Below are 18,721 nucleotides of genomic sequence, written 5' to 3'. Positions count from 1 at the left end.
ATACAGAGATTTCAGGCATGGACGTGGCTGTCCCACCGACAGGACAAGGGGCTGGATGGCGGCTACGGCGGCTATCACTTTGCCTGTTACTGTTGAGCACTCCCTGCCTGGCCCAGCCTGAAGCGTCCAGCAACCTGGCAGATCAGCGAGCGAAGGCTGTGACCCAAGTGGTCCTGGGCATCCTCAGCTATGCACGCTGGCCCATCGAGCCGGCTCAAATGCAGTTGTGCGTGGTGGGCCCCACTGAATACACCGATGACTTGCTTCAAGGTGCTACCCAGTCCAGTGGTCGGCAGGTGCAAGTGCGGCGCATGCTGGTGAGTAACCCGGCCATAGCCCGCGAGTGCAACGCGGTGTATCTGGGCAAGCTAAGCACCGCAGAGCGCAGCAGCCTGTTCAGTTCCCTGAGCGGACAAGCCGTCCTGAGCATCAGCGAATACGGTGATCAATGCACCGTCGGCAGTCTGTTCTGCCTGCGGGTGACCGATGAGCAAGTGACATTTGAGGTCAACCTCGACTCTGTTGCCCGCAGCGGTGTGCGTATTCACCCCAGCGTGTTGCAACTGTCACGGCGTCGGGCGGTTCAACCATGAGCCTGTTCAAAGCTCCTGAACAGCGGCGCAGCCTGCGCTCTGTGCTGCGGCGCGGGCATCTGGGAGTAGCGCTGGTAGCAGTGATCCTGGCCAGCGCGTCCATGACCCTGCTGGGCGTGCTGGCGCTCAAGGTTTATGCGGACCACAACCTGCACTTGATCGCCCGCTCCATCAACTACACCGTGGAAGCTGCCGTGGTGTTTGATGATCAGGTGGCGGCAACCGAAGCGCTGGACATGATCGCTTCCACCGAAGCCGTCGCCGAGGCTGAGGTCTACACCGCCAATGGTGAATTGCTCGCCCATTGGCGGCGCCCGGAAACCGGCTTGCTGTCGAAGGTCGAAATGCTGCTGGCCGACAGTTTGCTGCAACAGCCGATCAAGGTCCCGATTGAGCATCAGGGGCGGGAAGTCGGGGTGGTGGTGGTCAGCGGGCACGGCGCCAACATGTTGCGCTTTTTACTCAGCGGCTTGCTTGGCGTGCTTCTGTGTACGGCGCTCAGTGCCTGGAGCGCGTTGTACCTGTCGCGGCGTCTGCTTGGCGGCATCACCGGCCCCTTGCAGCAGTTGGCCGAAGTTGCCCACGCCGCGCGCATCGATCGGGCGTTTGACCGTCGCGTGCCGCCTGCCCATATCGCCGAGCTGGACAGCCTGGGCAACGACTTCAATGCCTTGCTTGATGAGCTGGAGTCATGGCAAAGCCACTTGCAAAATGAAAATCAGAGTCTGGCGCACCAGGCCAGCCACGACTCGCTGACCAATCTGCCCAACCGAGCCTATTTTGCCGCGCGGCTGGCGCTGACCTTGCGCACGCTGAACAAGCCTGGAGATAAGGTTGCCGTGCTGTTTCTCGACAGCGACCGCTTTAAAGACATCAACGATACCCATGGCCATGCCGCAGGAGACGCGGTGCTGGTCGCCGTGGCAACGCGGATCCGCGCCCAGTTGCGCGAAAACGATGTGGTGGCGCGTCTGGGCGGCGACGAATTCGCCATATCCCTGACCCCGCTGCACCGCATCGAAGATGCCCAGCGTATTGCAGACAAAATCATCGCCAGCATGCTTGAGCCGATCCGGTTACCGGATGACAGCCATGTCGTGACGTCGCTCAGTATTGGAATCGCCGTTTACCCCGAACATGGTGCAACCCCGGATACGCTGCTCTGTGCAGCGGATTCGGCGATGTACCAGGCCAAACGCCTCGCCCGAGGCGGGCAACAGGTTGCGGAGTTGGAGTACCCCGCAGCCCAGTGATAATCAGGAGCTTGTCCCCCCATGCGTGTATTGACCCAGCGTTACCTGCAATTTTTTAGTGCTGTCTTGTTGTTGGCCATGTTGTCATTGACCGGCTGTCAGACCGCCCCGCCCAAAGGGCTGACGCCGGCGCAGATTGCCGTGCTCAAGCAACAGGGGTTTGAACTGACCGATGAAGGCTGGGCATTTGGCTTGTCAGGCAAAGTGCTGTTCGGCAGCGACCTGGAAGTGCTCAACCCCCAGAGCCAGGAAATCGTGGAACGCATCGGTAAAGCATTGCTCGCCGCCGACATCCAGCGCGTACGGGTTGACGGCCATACCGACTCGTCCGGTAGCAACGCTTACAACGAGCAGCTGTCCGTACGGCGTGCCAACAGCGTGGTCAAAGTGCTGACCAAAGTCGGCATGCAGCCTGAAAATGTTGAGGTCCGCGGGCTGGGTAGCCGGGTGCCGGTAGCGTCCAACAGCACCCGCTCCGGACGTACTGAAAATCGGCGGGTGGCGATTGTGGTGATTGCCGAATAAAGGCCCGCGTTATGGCTACGGCCTCTCCTGGCATCGCTATCAGATCAGTGTGCGAGTGTCAGGAGGGGGCGGGGCTTTTATTCACTCTTCTTCAGCCGCTTGCTGATGGGTTCGAATTCAGCTGTGGCAGATCGTTTGACCGGGTCCGGCTGCCCGTCCTCAGCCGCTTTCCAGTAAGCCCAGGGAACGTTGGCGTTTCCCAGCTCGTAATCCATACCGTCCCAGCTGTCCTCGCGAAAGCTGTAAAACGCCCAGTGCACCCTGGCTGCTTCCAGTGCGCTGAGCACATCCTCCAGATACTGCTGACAACCGGGCAGTTTACGCATGCATCCGAACTCACCCGCGACCATCCGGTTGGCCGGTATGGCGTGCTGTGCGGCCCAGTCGAGTGGCTGCTGAAGATAGCTGCGAACCCGGTTCGGGTCCCACTTCTGCATGCCCGCAGCAAATGGCACCAGGCCCGGGTAGGTATAGGGTCTGGCCCGTTGCAAATTGGGGGCGCTGGTTGCCGCATAGGGCTCGTACATGTGAAAGCTGTACAGCACGCGGCTGTCGGCCAACGGGGCTGGCCAGTATGAGAATGCATCGGCCGCACCGTACCAGCCGGCGTCCACCATGATCGGTGTGAGTGGATCAACTTCGCGGATGGCGCTGATGAGGGTTTGGTAAAACCCGGGTAAATCCCGTGCGCTGCCGACCTGTTTTTCGTACCAGTCCCGCATCTTTGCAGCATCGGCGTGCTCGGCCAGCCCCGCCTGTTTTTCCGGTGCCGGCTCGTTGATCAAGTTGTAAGCGGCAACCGCGGGGTGCTCTTTGAGCACTGCGGCGAGATCACGCCAAAAGGCAGCACTTTGGGTCCAGAATTGCTTGTCTTGCCACAAGCGGTCATCGAAGCGGTCGCCATTGTTTTGCGCCCAGCGCATACCCGGCAGCGAAAGGGGCGTGATCACTACTTTGAGCCCTGCGGCATGTGCCCGGTCCAGGGTGGTTTTCAGCTGTTGCAGATCCTTGGCAACCAGTCCCTGGTACTGGTCTGCATTGCCAATCAGGTAGTCCCGTTCTGCCGGCTGCCACTTGTCATAGGACAGGCGCACCCAGCTCGCGCCATAGTTCTGCAGAGCATCGAAATAGGCTTGATCGGGAGGCAGTCGATTGAAACTGTTTCCTCCACGTTCAGGCTTGTCCCAAAAGGCAATCATGTCCGCGGCACCAGCTGCGCCAGACAGTACACCCAGTAACAAAAGGGCGGGCATCGTCCTGAGTTTCATGGCGGTTTTTCCTCGGATGCTGAGGGACGGGAAGCGGATTGTTCATCAGCAGCAAGCAGGGCTTTTAACAGCGGGATGCATGTTCCGGGCGCCAGTCCCCTGCATAAAGCACGCAAAGGCTGCAGCCCGGGAACATGTTCAGGGTTCTAGGCGATCAACTCGACTTTGCCACTGTCGAGTTTATAGATGCCACCCACGATGTTCAGCTTTCCCTTGGCCAGCGCATCCGACAACAGGCTTGATTCACTTTTGAGGCGGGCCACTGTGTCTTTGACGTTTTGCGCGATGGCGTTGTCCAGCAGGTTTCCGGGCCGGGTTAACACCTTGGCCACCGAGGGCTTGATCGCATCCGCCAGCCCCTGAATCTGCCCGGGAAACTTCGCGCCGTCTTTCTGCGCCTTGACCCCGGCCGAGACCGCACCACAACTGTCGTGGCCGAGCACCATGATCAAAGGTGTTTCCAGTACGGCCACGGCATATTCCAGGCTTGCCAGGCCGTCGGACGTCACGAAATTACCCGCCACCCGCACCGCAAACAGGTCGCCGCGCGCGGTATCGAATGCATACTCCGGGGCGATTCTCGAGTCGGCGCAACCCAGCACGGCGGCATAGGGGTTTTGCCCGTTGACCAGGGCCTCGCGCTCGGTCAGAAAGTCATGGCGCCGGGTCACGCCCTGGGCGTAACGGGCATTGCCTGCCATCAACCGCGTCAAAGCCTGTTGCGGATCAAGCCGGTTTTGCGGTTTGGGGACCGGGCCGTCGCTGGCGGCTTGGGCCAGTTGCGCGGGCAGCGCGCCGGCCAGCATCAAAGCGCCGGCAGCGCCCCCCGCGAGGCGGAGGAAATTACGGCGATGATTGATGGTGGGTGCAGGTGACGGTTCGCAGGAAATGCACATGGGAGGGAACACTCTTGATGGATGAGGGCATGGAAGCCATGGCACCTCGGCTAATCGGAGGTCGGGGGCTGACAGTCGGTGCCCGGAGCCGCAGAGTAAGAGTGGTGAAAATTGGCGCCTATGGGATTTGTCCTAAATTTCTTAAGGCCGGCGGCGCGCAGCGCAGTACGCAGGTGCGGCTCTCCTGTGTCGGCTGCGCGTTTAGGACTGTTAATCGGCGAAACGCATCTCGCGACTTTCCCCCAGCAACAACGGTGCATTCAGCTCCGTCACTTCGCGGATGTAATCCCACAACAGGGTGATTCGCTTGAGCTTCCTCAAATCCTCCCGGCAGTACATCCAGAACTGGCGTGTGAGGTTGATCTCGTCCGGCAGTACCGGCAGCAAACGCGGGTCCTGTGCCGCCAGAAAGCACGGCAGGATTGCCAGCGAGCGACCCTGCTGCGCCGCCACGAACTGCGCGATCACGCTGGTGCTGCGCAGGTTGGCGCTGGCGCCGGGCAGCACATTGGCCAGATACAGCAACTCGGAACTGAACGCCAGATCGTCGACATAACTGATAAACGGGTGATCCACCAGGTCGGCCGCCCGGCGAATCGGCGGGTGCTGGTCCAGGTATTCCTGGGTAGCAAATAACTGCAACTGGTAGTCACACAGCTTGCAGCACACATACGGCCCGTGTTCCGGACGCTCCAGGGCAATCACGATGTCGGCTTCGCGCTTGGACAGGCTGATGAAGTGCGGTAACGGCAAGATGTCCACGGAAATGGCTGGGTAGGCATCCACGAAGTGGCTCAGCTGCGGGGTGATAAAAAAACTTCCGAAGCCCTCAGTGCAGCCCATTCGCACATGCCCCGACAGCGCCACGCCCGAGCCCGAAACCTGCTCGCAGGCCATGTGCAGCGTGCTCTCGATTGACTCGGCATAGCCCAGCAGACGCTGGCCTTCAGGGGTCAGGGTGAAGCCATTGGTACGGGATTTTTCGAATAGCAAGGTACCCAGCGCGGCTTCCAGCGAACTGATACGCCGTGACACGGTGGTGTAGTCCACCGCCAGGCGCTTGGCGGCGCTGCTGGCCTTGCGGGTGCGGGCCACCTCGAGAAAAAACTTCAGGTCGTCCCAGTTCAGTGCGCTTAACGATGTGATGTTTTTTTGCATGTTAGACCGGCTTTTATGTGCGTTCTTATTAGAAGAACGCACACCTATACTCCAAAAACAGTCCTGCGACCAATCCGGGCGCACCGGTGCACGACTTAATCTGTAGAAGCGAGCTTGCTTGCGAGCAAGCTCGCTCCTACAGATTGGCGTGACCGGACATAACAATAATTTCGGAGACTTCCATGAACGTTTCTACTACCCCGTACCAAAATGCCCGACTGCTGATCGATGGCGAGTGGGTCGAGTCCCAGACCACCGAGTGGCACGACATCGTCAACCCGGCGACTCAGCAAGTACTGGCCAAAGTCCCTTTCGCTACCCCCGATGAAGTCAACGCCGCTATCGCCGCAGCGCAACGCGCCTTCCAGACCTGGAAGCTGACGCCGATCGGCGCGCGGATGCGCATCATGCTCAAGTTGCAGGCGCTGATTCGTGAACACTCCAAGCGTATCGCCACGGTGCTCAGTGCCGAGCAGGGCAAAACCATTGCCGACGCCGAGGGCGATATTTTTCGCGGCCTGGAAGTCGTGGAGCACGCGTGCTCTATCGGTACCCTGCAGATGGGTGAGTTCGCAGAAAACGTTGCGAGCGGGGTGGATACCTACACCTTGCGTCAACCTATCGGCGTTTGTGCAGGCATCACGCCTTTCAACTTCCCTGCAATGATTCCGCTGTGGATGTTCCCGATGGCCATCGCCTGCGGCAACACCTTCGTCCTCAAACCGTCAGAACAAGACCCGCTGTCGACCCTGATGCTGGTGGAACTGGCTCTTGAAGCCGGGGTTCCACCAGGCGTGCTTAACGTGGTCCATGGCGGCAAGGACGTGGTGGATGCTCTGTGCACCCACGCCGATATCAAGGCTGTATCGTTCGTCGGTTCAACCGCCGTGGGCACCCACGTGTATGACCTGGCAGGCCGCCACGGCAAGCGCGTGCAATCGATGATGGGCGCCAAAAACCACGCCGTGGTACTGCCCGATGCCAATCGCCAGCAAACCCTGAATGCTCTGGTCGGCGCCGGTTTCGGTGCTGCCGGGCAACGCTGCATGGCCACCTCGGTGGTGGTGCTGGTGGGCGCGGCCAAACAATGGTTGCCGGACCTCAAGGCGCTGGCACAAAAGCTCAAGGTCAATGCCGGCAGCGAGGCGGGTACCGATGTCGGCCCGGTGATTTCCAAGCGTGCGAAAGAGCGCGTGCTGGGGCTGATTGAAAGCGGGATCAAGGAAGGCGCGGTACTGGAGCTGGATGGCCGCGATATCAAGGTCCCGGGCTTCGAGCACGGCAACTTTGTGGGGCCAACCCTGTTCTCGGGTGTCACCACCGACATGCAGATCTACACCCAGGAAATCTTCGGCCCGGTCCTGGTGGTGATTGAAGTCGATACCCTTGACCAGGCCATTGCGCTGGTCAACGCCAACCCGTTCGGCAATGGCACCGGCCTGTTCACCCAAAGCGGTGCGGCGGCGCGTAAATTCCAGAACGAAATCGACGTGGGCCAGGTCGGCATCAACATCCCGATTCCGGTGCCGGTCCCGTTCTTCAGCTTCACCGGTTCCCGTGGTTCCAAGCTGGGCGATCTGGGGCCGTACGGCAAGCAAGTGGTGCAGTTCTATACTCAGACCAAGACCGTCACCAGTCGCTGGTTCGACGATGACAGCGTGAATGATGGCGTCAACACCACCATCAATCTTCGTTGAGGGCACAGACCATGAACATTGCATTTATCGGCTTGGGCAACATGGGCGCACCGATGGCGCGCAACCTGCTCAAGGCCGGGCACTCGTTGAACCTTTTTGATCTGAACAAGGACATTCTGGCTGAACTGGCGGCCCTGGGCGGCCATGTCAGCGCTTCGCCCCGTGAGGCGGCCAAAGGTACTGAACTGGTGATCACCATGCTGCCGGCTGCCGCCCATGTGCGCAGCGTATGGCTGGGTGAAGACGGGGTGCTGGCCGGCATCGGCGAAGGTGTCCCGGCGGTGGATTGCAGCACCATTGACCCGCAGACCGCTCGCGATGTAGCGGGCGCGGCGGCCAAACAAGGCGTGCAAATGGCCGATGCCCCGGTGTCCGGCGGCACCGGCGGGGCGCAGGCAGGCACCCTGACCTTTATGGTCGGTGCCAGCCAGGCCCTGTTCGATACGCTGCACCCGGTCCTTTCGCAAATGGGCCGCAACATAGTCCATTGTGGGGATGTGGGCACCGGCCAGGTGGCTAAAATCTGCAACAACCTGCTGCTGGGTATCTCCATGGTCGGGGTCAGTGAAGCCATGGCTCTGGGGGCGGCATTGGGTATCGACAGCGAAGTGCTGGCCGGGGTGATCAACAGTTCCACCGGACGCTGCTGGAGTTCCGAAATCTACAACCCGTGGCCGGGCATTGTGCCAACGGCACCCGCTTCGCGCGGCTACACCGGCGGTTTTGGTGCCGAGCTGATGCTCAAGGATCTGGGGCTGGCCACCGAAGCTGCACGTCAGGCGCATCAGCCCGTGGTCATGGGCGCAGTGGCGCAACAGTTGTACCAGGCAATGAGTTTGCGCGGAGAGGGCGGTAAAGACTTCTCGGCCATCATCAATAGCTATCGCAAGCCCGAATAGGGCATTTACGGGAGTCCGCGTCGGGCGGACTCCCGGTTTTTTGCGTGGTGCCAATCAGGCAAAGACAAAATACTTGCGCACTGTTTCAACCACTTCCCATGTGCCTTTCATCCCCGGCTCCACGATAAAGATATCCCCGGCCCGCAGATGAATCGGTTGTTTGCCCTCGGGGGTGATGATGCAGTAGCCCTCGCGGAAATCGCAGTACTCCCACTTCACGTATTCCACGTACCACTTGCCGGGCGTGCAAATCCAGGTGCCCATGATTTTGCTGCCATCATCGCTGGTGTAGGCATTGAGGTTCACGGTGTGCGGATCGCCTTCGAGCTTTTCCCATTTGCAGGCATCAAGCACGGGCAGGGGGTGGGTGTCGCGAAGTACGGTAATTGGCGCAGACATAAGGACTCCGGTAGATGGATCAAGACACGGATTTCAGCCTAACCGGCGGCGGTGTCCGGCAGATGTCTGGTTCCGACCCCCAGTGACCCGAATACGCAGCCTGCGGATACGAAAAAGCCCCGATCCTTGATGCAAGGACCGGGGCTTTGTTGTGTCAGGCAAGGATCAGCGCGGGTTTGCCAATGCTTTGCCCGTACGCAGGCGTACTTGATAGAACCCGTAAAGGATCAGCAGCCACACCGGGATCGCATACACCGACGCACGTACATCGGGGATCATCCAGATCACCGAGACGATGGTGGCCATGAACACCAGGCACAGGATGTTGCTGAACGGGAACCAGAACGCTTTGAACGAAGGCTTCACGCCCTGTACCGCCATGGCCTTGCGGAACTTGATATGGGTCAGGCTGATCAGCGCCCAGTTGATCATCAACGAAGCCACCACCAGCGCGAACAGCAACTCCAGTGCCTTGTGCGGCGCCAGGTAGTTGACCACTACACACAGCAAGGTCACCAGCGCCGACACCCCCAGTGCCCGCAATGGCACACCATTTTTGGTCAGCTTCATCAGCGCCTTGGGTGCATCGCCCTGTTCGGCCAGACCGAAGAGCATGCGGCTGTTGCAGTAAACGCCGCTGTTATAGACCGACAGGGCGGCCGTCAGCACCACAAAGTTGAGGATCTGGGCGGCGGTATTGCTGCCGATCAAGGCAAAAATCTGCACGAACGGGCTGCTGCCGTATGCATCCCCGCCGGCGCCAAGGGTCACCAGCAACTGGTCCCAGGGGTACAGGGCCAACAGAACAGTCAGGGCGCCGACGTAGAAAATCAGAATCCGGTACACCACCTGGTTGATGGCTTTGGGGATCACTTTTTTCGGTTCGCTGGCTTCGGCGGCGGTGATACCCACCAGCTCCAGGCCACCGAAGGAGAACATGATAAAGGCCATGGCCATCAGCAAACCGGTGCCGCCATTGGGGAAGAATCCGCCATGGCTCCATAGGTTACTGAATGAGGCTTGGGAGCCGCCGGTGCCGCTGATCAGCAGATAGCAACCCAGCACTATCATGCCGACAATCGCCACCACCTTGATGATCGCGAACCAGAACTCCATCTCGCCGAAGACCTTCACGTTCAGGGTATTGATCAGGTTGACCAGCACAAAGAACACCACGGCACTGACCCAGGTCGGAACCTCGGGCCACCAGAACTGGATGTATTTGCCGACCGCAGTCAGTTCGGCCATGCCCACCAGCACGTACAGCACCCAATAGTTCCAGCCCGACAGAAAGCCCGCATAGCCGCCCCAGTACTTATGGGCAAAGTGGCTGAACGAGCCGGCCACGGGTTCTTCGACGATCATCTCGCCGAGCTGGCGCATGATCAGAAACGCGATAAAGCCGGCAATCGCATAACCGAGAATCATCGACGGCCCTGCGGACTTGAGCACGCCCGCCGAGCCCAGAAACAGCCCGGTACCGATAGCGCCGCCCAGGGCAATCAGCTGGATATGACGATTTTTCAAACCGCGTTTGAGTGTGACCGGGGGGGAGTTAGCGTCAGCCATCGGGTGCCTTGTGGGTGGTTATTCTCAATGATGATGAAATCAACGGGACGACAGGCGCCGCGTTGGGTCAGCAAGCCCCGGATATTACTCTTGGTAAAAATTCAGGCATACAGGCGAACAGCACTCTAGGAAGTTTCTTATCGGTTATCCGGGGTCGATAGCGCCCCAAGCAGGGTTTGCGCACAGGCCGGTAATTGTTCGAAGGAGCGGGCGCACAGCAGCAGTTTGCGGTCTGCCCAGGGCTCATTCAGGGGCACTGCCTTGAAGGTGCGCGGTGCCTGCCAGCGTTCGATGGTGGCCTTGGGCACTATGCCCAGCCCGGCGCCCCGGGCGACCATGCGCAAGACCCCATCAAAGCCCTCGGCCCGGATGCGCACCTGCATGCGGCAACCGCTGTGCAGCGCCTGCTCTTCCAGATACACGGCCAGTGCACTGCTGGCTGACAGTCCAACATAGTCATGGCTCAAGGTGTCGCTGAACCTGAGCTGCGGCAGACTGGAGAGTGGATGCTCCTGGGGTAGCACCAGCACCAGCGGATCATCGCGAAAGGGCCGGGTTTGCAGATCCCGGGTATCGACTGCATTGGAAACTATCCCGATATCGGCGGCGTCCTGGCGCAGGGCATGGGTGATACGCAGGCTGGTCAATTCGTGCTGGTCGACGCTGATATGGGGATGCTGGCGTACAAAATCGGCCAGCAACTCGGGCAGATATTCGGTAAGGGCTGCGGTATTGCACAGCAACCGTACCTGGCCTTTAAAGCCCTGGGCGTATTCGGCCAGATCGTGATTCATGCGTTCCACCTGTCGCAGCAGCAGCCGGGCATGTTGCGCCAGCGCCTGGCCCGCAGGTGTCGGGCTGATGCCCCGCCGGCTGCGTTGCAAGAATGCCACCCCCAGCGCCGCTTCCATCGCCCTGATGCGCGCACTGGCGGCGGCCAGGGACAAATGGCTGAGACCGGCACCCGCGGTGATGCTGCCGGTCTGCAGGCAATTGAGATACAGCCGTAAATCCACCAGATCGAAGTGCATAAGCCTCCATGTCACCTGCCTTGTGGCAGCGGGCCTGGCCGCGATACAGCCCCGGTCTTGCTGGCGCGCTGCATTGATAAATCAGCCTCTTGTCATGCAAGAGGCTGGCTCAGTATATGACGCATTTCCAACCCCGGCACCGTGGCCCAGCATAGGGCCATGAAAACACTCTTCGAGTTCTACCAAAACCTTGGCTGGTCCCTGTCACTGCTGGTGCTGCTGACTTTTCTGGTGGCCGGAACGGTCAAGGGGGTGATTGGCCTCGGCTTGCCGACGGTAGCCATGGGCTTGCTGGGTCTGGCTATTGCCCCGGAACAGGCAGCGGCATTGCTGATCATCCCGTCCATCGTCACCAATACCTGGCAACTGGCTGCGGGCGGCCGGCTACGCGGGCTGATAAAGCGGCTGTGGCCGATGCAACTGGGGATTTTGCTGGGCACCGGCCTTGGCATGCTGTGGCTCAGCAGTGATGGCGGCAGCTGGGTGGTACGGGCTTTGGGCATGGCCTTGTTGCTGTATGCCTTGAGCGGGCTGTTTCTGCCCGTGCTGCGGGTCGCGCCACGGATGGAGAACTGGCTGGGGCCAACCTGCGGGTTGATCACCGGGATCATTACCTCGGCCACCGGTGTGTTTGTAATCCCTGCCGTGCCGTATCTGCAGGCCCTGGGCTTAAGCAAAAATCAGCTGGTACAGGCCTTGGGATTGTCCTTCAGCGTCTCCACCTTGGCCCTGGCTGCCGGGCTTTACTGGCGCGGTAGTCTGGGTGGCGGCGAGCTCAATGGGTCATTGCTGGCGCTGCTGCCCGCCATGCTCGGCATGTGGCTGGGTCAATGGCTGCGTCAGCGCATCAGCGGCGCATTATTCAAATCCGTATTTTTTATCGGTATGGCGCTATTGGGTATGCATCTGCTAATCGCTGGTTAAAGGTTTTGGCAACAATATGGCAGCTATTCGTGCTTGATAAGCAAAGGTAATTTGCTCCGATGCGGGTTTTTCCCGAGGGCAGTGATCGATACCCTGCCAGGTATTAAATCTTTAACACCCGAAGGCCGCTCAACAGCGCTGAGGGTTAATCCCGAATGAGGCTGATGATGAAAAAAATACTCTTGCTTAACGGTGCCAAAAAATTTGCCCACTCCGATGGTCGCTACAACCTGACCATGCACGACACTGCGCTGGCTTTTTTCGATCGCCAAGGCTTCGAAGTCAAAGTCACCCACATCGATGAAGGCTATGACGTGGCCGAGGAAGTCGAGAAATTCCTGTGGGCCGACGTGATCATTTATCAAATGCCGGGCTGGTGGATGGGCGCCCCCTGGATCGTTAAAAAGTACATCGACGAAGTCTTCACCGAAGGTCACGGCAAACTCTACGCCAGTGACGGCCGTACCCGTTCCGACGCTTCGCAGCGCTACGGCAGCGGTGGTTTGATTCACGGCAAAAAGTACATGCTGTCGCTGACCTGGAACGCACCGCAGCAAGCCTTTGATGATCCGGCCGACTTCTTCGAAGGCAAAGGCGTGGACGCGGTGTACTTCCCGTTCCACAAGGCCAATGAGTTCCTCGGCATGAGCGCCTTGCCGACCTTCCTGTGTGTCGACGTGATGAAACGTCCACAACCCCAGGACGATGCCGCCCGTTACGAGCAACACCTGAAACAAGTGTTCGCCATCTAACGCCTGCAATTGCGGTAGTCGCTGACTCGCGGAGCGCGGCTGCGAGCCGTTTAATTGCGCACCGCGGGACTGCGATCAGTGTGAAATTGCTACCCTGATCGCAGCCTCGCTTCGCGAGTCAGCGACTACGCTGCAGGCAGTTACCAATGAGGGGCACGTGTGAAAGCCAGATCCGATGAGCTGCAAATCTTTGTTTCAGTGATTGAGTGCGGCTCCATTTCCGCGGCTGCCGAACAGGCCGGACAAACCCCTTCGGCGGTCAGCCGTACCTTGTCACGGCTGGAGGCCAAGCTCGAAACCACCTTGATCAACCGCACCACGCGGCGCATGGACCTGACCGAGGAGGGCAAGTTTTTCTTCGAGCGGGCCAAGCTGATCCTGGAGCAAATGGATGAGCTTGAAGACCGTTTGATTTCCCACCAGCGCACGCCTTCCGGGCGTCTGCGGATCAATGCCGCCTCGCCGTTCATGCTGCATGCCATCGTGCCGTATATCAGCGAGTTCCGTGAGCTCTACCCCGAGATCCAGCTGGAGCTCAACAGTAATGATCTGATCATCGACTTGCTGGAGCAAAGCACTGACATCGCGATCCGCATCGGTACCCTGGCCGATTCCACCTTGCACGCCCGTTCATTGGGCTGCAGCCCCTTGAGCATCCTCGCCAGCCCCGACTACATCGCCCGCCACGGCGCCCCCGGCAGCGTCGCCGATCTGGCCAGTCACACCCTGATCGGTTTTACCCAAAATGACGGTTTGAACCAATGGCCGTTGCGTTATGCACAAGGCGATCGCTGGGCCATCGAGCCGCACATCAGTGCTTCCAGTGGCGAGACGGTCCGCCATCTGGCGCTGCAAGGGCAGGGCATCGCCTGCCTGTCGCATTTCATGACCCATGAAGACGTCAAGACCGGGCGCCTGCAAGTGCTGCTGGGCGAATTCAACAGCGGCTACCGCCAGCCGATCCACGCGGTGTACTACCGCAACTCGCAGCTGGCGCTACGCATTCAGTGCTTTCTGGACTTCATCCAGGACAAGCTCGCCAGCTATGCGGTGCCGTACTTCAAAGGGTAAATCCCCGCGCATTAGTGATCTGTACGCAAGACTGAATTGGCCCGCGGCGGGTTTTTCCACTGCCCTCACTCTTCGATACTGGCGGCATCACTTATTTCACGCGGGAGTCACTCCATGAAGGTTTTCGTTACCGGCGCAGCAGGATTTATCGGCGGTTCAATTGCCAGCGCTTTGGTCAAGGCCGGGCATCAGGTTACGGGTCTGGTGCGCAACACCGATCAGCAACAGGAAATGCTCGCCCTTGGCATCACGCCGGTGCTGGGCGCCCTGGATGACAGCGACTTGCTCGCCAAGCAGGCCAGCCAGGCGGATGCGGTGATCAACGCGGCCAGCAGCGACCATCGGGGCGCCGTCGAAGCCTTGCTCAAGGCCCTGCGCGGCAGCGGCAAAGTGTTTTTGCACACCAGCGGTTCGAGCATTGTTGGCGACGCCTCGGGTGGCAAGGCCAGCGACGTTGTCTACTACGAAGGTCAGTTGCCCGAGCCGAGCGTCGACAAGGCGGCGCGGGTTGCCATCGACAATCTGGTACTGGCGGCGGCCAACGACAATGTACGTTCAGCGGTCATCTGCAACACCCTGATTTACGGCCACAGCCTGGGGGTAAAACGCGACAGCGTGCAACTGCCGCGCCTGCTCAAACAGGCCCGCAAGAGCGGAGTCGTGCGTCATGTCGGCAGCGGGCAAAACATCTGGTCCAACGTGCATATCGACGACGTCGTGGCCCTGTACCTGCTGGCACTGGAAAACACCCCGGCCGGGACTTTCTACTTTGTTGAAAGTGGCGAAGCGGCGTTTGCCGACATGAGCAACGCCATCGCCCGGGTGCTGGGGCTGGGTGAAGCCCACGACTGGCCGCTGGCCGATGCTGAAGCTGAATGGGGCTATGAAATGGCCAACTACGGCCTGGGTTCCAACAGCCGGGTACGCGGCAAAAACGCCCGCGAACTGCTGGGCTGGACGCCGCAACGCAGCAGCGTGGTGGAGTGGATCAAAAACCAAATGCTGTAACCCCTGATCTCTGCCCCCCGCAGGAGCGAGCTCTTTTGCGCCCAAGCTCGCTCCTGCTGTTCTTGGATAGCTTTTCGGTTTGTGCACAGGCCCGCATTTTTACTTTTGTTGTTTGTAAACGTTTCTGAAATCAGACAATGTTCGGCATCGTTATACAAAAATAAAAGGAAGTTCCAATGCGTGTTGTATGGTTCAAAACCCTGGCCTTGACGGCTGCCATCGCAGCCAGCTGTTCAGCCTATGCCGTTACGCTGGAAGGCGGTGCAGTCGCCGCCCCGGATCAGTACGGCGCTGAAGTCGCGGCGCAAATTCTCAAAAAAGGCGGCAACGCAGTCGATGCCGCAGTCGCAACCGCCTTCACCCTGGCCGTGACTTACCCCGAAGCCGGTAACATTGGTGGCGGTGGTTTCATGACCCTGTTTATCGATGGCAAACCCTACTTCCTCGACTATCGCGAAACGGCGCCCAAGGCTGCCAGCCGCGATATGTACCTCAATGACAAAGGCGAAATCATCGAGAACCTGAGCCTGGTCGGCTCGCGCGCCGCTGGCGTGCCGGGTACGGTGATGGGCCTGTGGGAAGTCCATCAGCGCTTTGGCAAATTGCCATGGAGCGAGTTGTTGACCCCCGCCGTGGGCTACGCGAAAAACGGCTTCAAGGTGGCCGATCAGCAATACCAGTACCGCGAAGATGCGTTGGCGCTGTTCAAGGGCACCACCAATTTCAGCGACTATTTCGGCAGCATGAAACCTGGCGAAACCTTCAAGCAGCCTGAACTGGCCGCCACCCTGGAACGTATTGCCGACCAGGGCGCCAAAGAGTTCTACCACGGCCAGACCGCCGACCTGCTGATTGCCCAGATGCAGCAGGACAAGGGCCTGATCACCAAAGAAGATCTGAATGACTACAAGGTCAACTGGCGTGAGCCGATGCGGGTCGATTTCCGCGGCAACAGCTTGTACACAGCACCGCTGCCAAGTTCTGGCGGTATCGCACTGGCGCAACTGATCGGCATCAAGGAAGACCGCGCCGCGGACTTCAAAGGTGTCGAACTGAACTCGGCACCTTACATCCACCTGTTGTCCGAAATTGAAAAGCGCGTGTTTGCCGACCGTGCCGATTACCTCGGTGATCCGGACTTCGGCAAGATGCCGGTGGCCGAGTTGACCGACCCGGCCTACATCGCCAAGCGGGCAAAAGAAGTGAACCCGAAAGCGATTTCGCCGACGGCCAATATCAAGCCCGGACTTGAGCCGCATCAGACCACGCACTTCTCCATTGTCGATAAAGACGGCAACGCCGTCAGCAACACCTACACCCTGAATTGGGATTACGGCAGTGGCGTCGTGGTCAAAGGCGCGGGCTTCCTGCTCAACGATGAAATGGACGACTTCAGCTCCAAGCCGGGCGTGGCCAACGCCTTTGGTGTGGTGGGGGGCAATGCCAACGCCATCGAGCCGGGCAAGCGCATGTTGTCGTCGATGAGCCCGAGCCTGGTGACCCGTGATGGTCAGGTCACCCTGGTGCTCGGTACGCCGGGCGGTTCGCGGATCTTCACCTCGATCTTCCAGGTGCTGAACAATATCTACGACTACAACCTGCCGCTGGAAAAAGCCGTGGCCGCCCAGCGGGTACATCACCAGTTGCTGCCCAAAGACACGATCTACTACGACGCCTACGCGCCGCTCACCGGCAAAGTTGCCGATGAGCTCAAAGCCATGGGCTACACCCTGGAGGATCAGGGCTGGAACATGGGTGATATACAGGCGATCCGGGTTAACGGCACCCAGCTGGAAACCGCCTCTGATCCCCGTGGTCGCGGGGTTGGCAAGGTTGTGAAGTAAGAACACCCTGAAAAACCTGTAGGAGCGAGCTTGCTCGCGAGCTCTGCGCTGAAAAGCTCGCAAGCAAGCTCGCTCCTACGGTTATCCCGCATCTTCGCAATTTGTTACCATTCTTTTTTCGATACCCCCTCCGCTTTTCCCGCCCCGAATTTTAGGTACGCCATGAAACTCACACGTCTGCGCGCTGATGCCCTGGCCGGACTCACGACGTCGTTTGCCCTGCTGCCCGAGTGCATCGCTTTCGCGCTGGTAGCCCACCTCAATCCGTTGATGGGGCTGTATGGCGCGTTCATCATTTGCACCCTTACCGCGCTCTTTGGCGGCCGGCCGGGCATGGTCTCCGGTGCTGCCGGCTCCATGGCCGTGGTGATTGTCGCGCTGGTGGTGCAACACGGCGTGCAATACCTGCTGGCCACTGTGCTGCTGGGCGGTCTGATCATGCTGGCGTTCGGGCTGCTCAGGCTCGGCAAGCTGGTGCGCATGGTGCCGCACCCGGTGATGCTGGGCTTCGTCAACGGCCTGGCGATCATCATTGCCATGGCCCAGCTGGATCATTTCAAGGATGGTGCAACCTGGCTGAGCGGCGCGCCGTTGTACCTGATGATCGGGCTGGTGGCGCTGACCATGGCCATCGTTTATTTGCTGCCCCGGGTGACCCGGGCCGCGCCGCCGGCCCTGGTGGCAATCCTCGGGGTCGGGCTGGCGGTTTATCTGCTGGGTTTGCCGACCCGCACCCTGGGTGACATGGCGCATATTGCCGGCGGCTTGCCGACGTTCAGCCTGCCCGATATCCCGTGGAACCTGGAAAGCCTGGGCATCATTGCGCCCTACGCCATCGTCATGGCGCTGGTGGGCCTGCTGGAAACCCTGCTGACCCTGAACCTGACCGATGAAATCACCGAAAGCCGTGGTTATCCGGACCGCGAGTGCGTGGCGCTGGGCGCCGCGAACATGGTATCGGGCGTGTTTGGCGGCATGGGTGGCTGCGCCATGATCGGCCAGACCGTGGTCAACCTCAGTTCTGGCGGACGCGGTCGCCTGTCCGGGGTAACGGCCGGGATCATGATCTTGCTGTTCGTATTGTTTCTGTCGCCGTTTATCGAGCGCATTCCATTGGCGGCGCTGGTGGGCGTGATGTTTGTGGTCGCGCAACAAACCTTTGCCTGGGCCTCATTGCGGGTGCTGAACAAGGTGCCGTTGAACGATGTTCTGGTGATTGTCGCGGTAACGGTGATCACCGTGTTCACCGATCTGGCCGTTGCGGTGTTGTGCGGGGTCATCATCGCGGCCCTCAATTTTGCCTGGCAGCAGGCGCGCCAGCTGTACGCCGACACCTATCTGGAAACTGATGGCAGCAAGCTTTACCGGGTCCACGGCACCTTGTTTTTTGCCTCGACGGCGGCCTTTCTCAAACAGTTCGATCCTGCTGGCGACCCGGCCAGAGTGACCCTGGATTGCAGCCATCTGAGCTTTGTCGACTACTCGGCCATTGCCGCGCTGGACACCCTGCGCGAGCGTTACACAAAAGCGGGCAAGCACCTGCGGGTCCTGCATTTGTCCGAGCGCAGCAAAAAACTGCTCAAGCGCGCCCGCGTCCACCACGAGTAACCCCCCGCCTATTTGTAGGAGCGAGCTTGCTCGCGAGCTTTTCAGACAGCTCGCGAGCAAGCCGCTCCTACAGCCCCAGCCCCAGCCCCGATCGATGAAAATACACCCCTGTGATTTTCATTTCGGCCTGTCGTCCATGCCTGATCGCGACAACACATATCGCTGCGCGAAAATTACTTTCATAAAGATTGTTAATTCACCCGGGTAATGCTTTTTAAGTTTCAGA

17 protein-coding genes are annotated in these 18,721 nt (G+C 59.7%); 11 read left to right on the top strand and 6 right to left on the bottom strand.

The features are described 5' to 3' along the window. Positions 1–17: 17 nt before the first annotated feature. Genes WG29040_RS21380 through WG29040_RS21370 form a run of 3 tightly spaced genes read left to right on the top strand, consistent with a single transcriptional unit; the run spans position 18 to position 2,371 of the window. On the top strand, positions 18–593 hold the full coding sequence (locus WG29040_RS21380) for a YfiR family protein (RefSeq protein WP_003439374.1): 576 nt from the start codon (positions 18–20) through the stop codon (positions 591–593). Then, positions 590–1,846, top strand: a complete 1,257-nt coding sequence (locus WG29040_RS21375; protein ID WP_003439376.1) for a diguanylate cyclase domain-containing protein — start codon at positions 590–592, stop codon at positions 1,844–1,846. The genes WG29040_RS21380 and WG29040_RS21375 overlap by 4 nt, the downstream gene beginning before the upstream one ends. 21 nt (positions 1,847–1,867) lie before the next feature. Further along, positions 1,868–2,371 (top strand): OmpA family protein, encoded by a 504-nt coding sequence (locus WG29040_RS21370; protein ID WP_003439378.1) that lies wholly within the window; start codon positions 1,868–1,870, stop codon positions 2,369–2,371. A gap of 77 nt (positions 2,372–2,448) precedes the next feature. Here WG29040_RS21370 and WG29040_RS21365 read toward each other — a convergent pair whose 3' ends face one another. The 3 genes from WG29040_RS21365 to WG29040_RS21355 form a co-directional block, all read right to left on the bottom strand. After that, positions 2,449–3,639 carry a glycoside hydrolase family 5 protein gene (locus WG29040_RS21365; RefSeq protein ID WP_127196850.1) on the bottom strand — a complete coding sequence of 397 codons (1,191 nt, stop codon included), beginning with the start codon at positions 3,637–3,639 and terminating at the stop codon, positions 2,449–2,451. Between the two features lie 146 nt (positions 3,640–3,785). Continuing rightward, a complete protein-coding gene (locus WG29040_RS21360; protein ID WP_003439381.1) occupies positions 3,786–4,535 on the bottom strand; it encodes a carbonic anhydrase in 750 nt (249 codons plus the stop codon). Between the two features lie 210 nt (positions 4,536–4,745). Then, positions 4,746–5,693: a LysR family transcriptional regulator gene (locus tag WG29040_RS21355; protein WP_003439384.1), complete on the bottom strand. Its 948-nt coding sequence runs from the start codon at positions 5,691–5,693 to the stop codon at positions 4,746–4,748. A 182-nt stretch (positions 5,694–5,875) separates the two neighbouring features. On the opposite strand from WG29040_RS21355, the gene WG29040_RS21350 reads away from it, so the two are divergent. Continuing rightward, complete coding sequence (locus tag WG29040_RS21350; RefSeq protein ID WP_003439386.1) at positions 5,876–7,390, top strand: CoA-acylating methylmalonate-semialdehyde dehydrogenase; 1,515 nt, start codon at positions 5,876–5,878, stop codon at positions 7,388–7,390. A gap of 11 nt (positions 7,391–7,401) precedes the next feature. Next, complete coding sequence (gene mmsB / locus WG29040_RS21345) at positions 7,402–8,289, top strand: 3-hydroxyisobutyrate dehydrogenase (RefSeq protein ID WP_003439387.1); 888 nt, start codon at positions 7,402–7,404, stop codon at positions 8,287–8,289. Between the two features lie 54 nt (positions 8,290–8,343). On the opposite strand, the gene WG29040_RS21340 is transcribed toward mmsB, so the two are convergent. From WG29040_RS21340 to WG29040_RS21330, 3 genes are all read right to left on the bottom strand, one after another. After that, positions 8,344–8,688, bottom strand: coding sequence for a cupin domain-containing protein (locus WG29040_RS21340; protein ID WP_003439389.1), 345 nt, complete (start codon positions 8,686–8,688; stop codon positions 8,344–8,346). Positions 8,689–8,853: 165 nt separating this feature from the next. Then, positions 8,854–10,257, bottom strand: coding sequence for an amino acid permease (locus WG29040_RS21335; protein WP_003439390.1), 1,404 nt, complete (start codon positions 10,255–10,257; stop codon positions 8,854–8,856). Positions 10,258–10,394: 137 nt separating this feature from the next. Continuing rightward, complete coding sequence (locus tag WG29040_RS21330) at positions 10,395–11,288, bottom strand: LysR substrate-binding domain-containing protein (protein WP_060781833.1); 894 nt, start codon at positions 11,286–11,288, stop codon at positions 10,395–10,397. A gap of 159 nt (positions 11,289–11,447) precedes the next feature. Between WG29040_RS21330 and WG29040_RS21325 the strand changes: the two genes are divergently transcribed. From WG29040_RS21325 to WG29040_RS21300, 6 genes are all read left to right on the top strand, one after another. Next, a complete protein-coding gene (locus tag WG29040_RS21325; protein WP_127196849.1) occupies positions 11,448–12,212 on the top strand; it encodes a sulfite exporter TauE/SafE family protein in 765 nt (254 codons plus the stop codon). A gap of 167 nt (positions 12,213–12,379) precedes the next feature. Further along, positions 12,380–12,964, top strand: a complete 585-nt coding sequence (locus WG29040_RS21320; RefSeq protein WP_003439393.1) for an NAD(P)H-dependent oxidoreductase — start codon at positions 12,380–12,382, stop codon at positions 12,962–12,964. A 159-nt stretch (positions 12,965–13,123) separates the two neighbouring features. Beyond that, positions 13,124–14,035, top strand: a complete 912-nt coding sequence (locus tag WG29040_RS21315) for a LysR family transcriptional regulator (RefSeq protein ID WP_003439394.1) — start codon at positions 13,124–13,126, stop codon at positions 14,033–14,035. A 114-nt stretch (positions 14,036–14,149) separates the two neighbouring features. Then, positions 14,150–15,043 carry an NAD-dependent epimerase/dehydratase family protein gene (locus tag WG29040_RS21310; protein WP_003439395.1) on the top strand — a complete coding sequence of 298 codons (894 nt, stop codon included), beginning with the start codon at positions 14,150–14,152 and terminating at the stop codon, positions 15,041–15,043. A 176-nt stretch (positions 15,044–15,219) separates the two neighbouring features. Next, positions 15,220–16,887 (top strand): gamma-glutamyltransferase, encoded by a 1,668-nt coding sequence (gene ggt, locus WG29040_RS21305; RefSeq protein WP_003439396.1) that lies wholly within the window; start codon positions 15,220–15,222, stop codon positions 16,885–16,887. Between the two features lie 162 nt (positions 16,888–17,049). Continuing rightward, on the top strand, positions 17,050–18,495 hold the full coding sequence (locus WG29040_RS21300; RefSeq protein WP_003439397.1) for a SulP family inorganic anion transporter: 1,446 nt from the start codon (positions 17,050–17,052) through the stop codon (positions 18,493–18,495). Positions 18,496–18,721: the final 226 nt, after the last annotated feature.

It is taken from the genome of Pseudomonas sp. PAMC 29040, assembly GCF_003994535.1.
Classification (GTDB): domain Bacteria; phylum Pseudomonadota; class Gammaproteobacteria; order Pseudomonadales; family Pseudomonadaceae; genus Aquipseudomonas; species Aquipseudomonas paraversuta.
The sequence above is the reverse complement of the archived record's forward strand: the minus strand, read 5'-3'. Positions and strand labels throughout refer to the sequence as shown.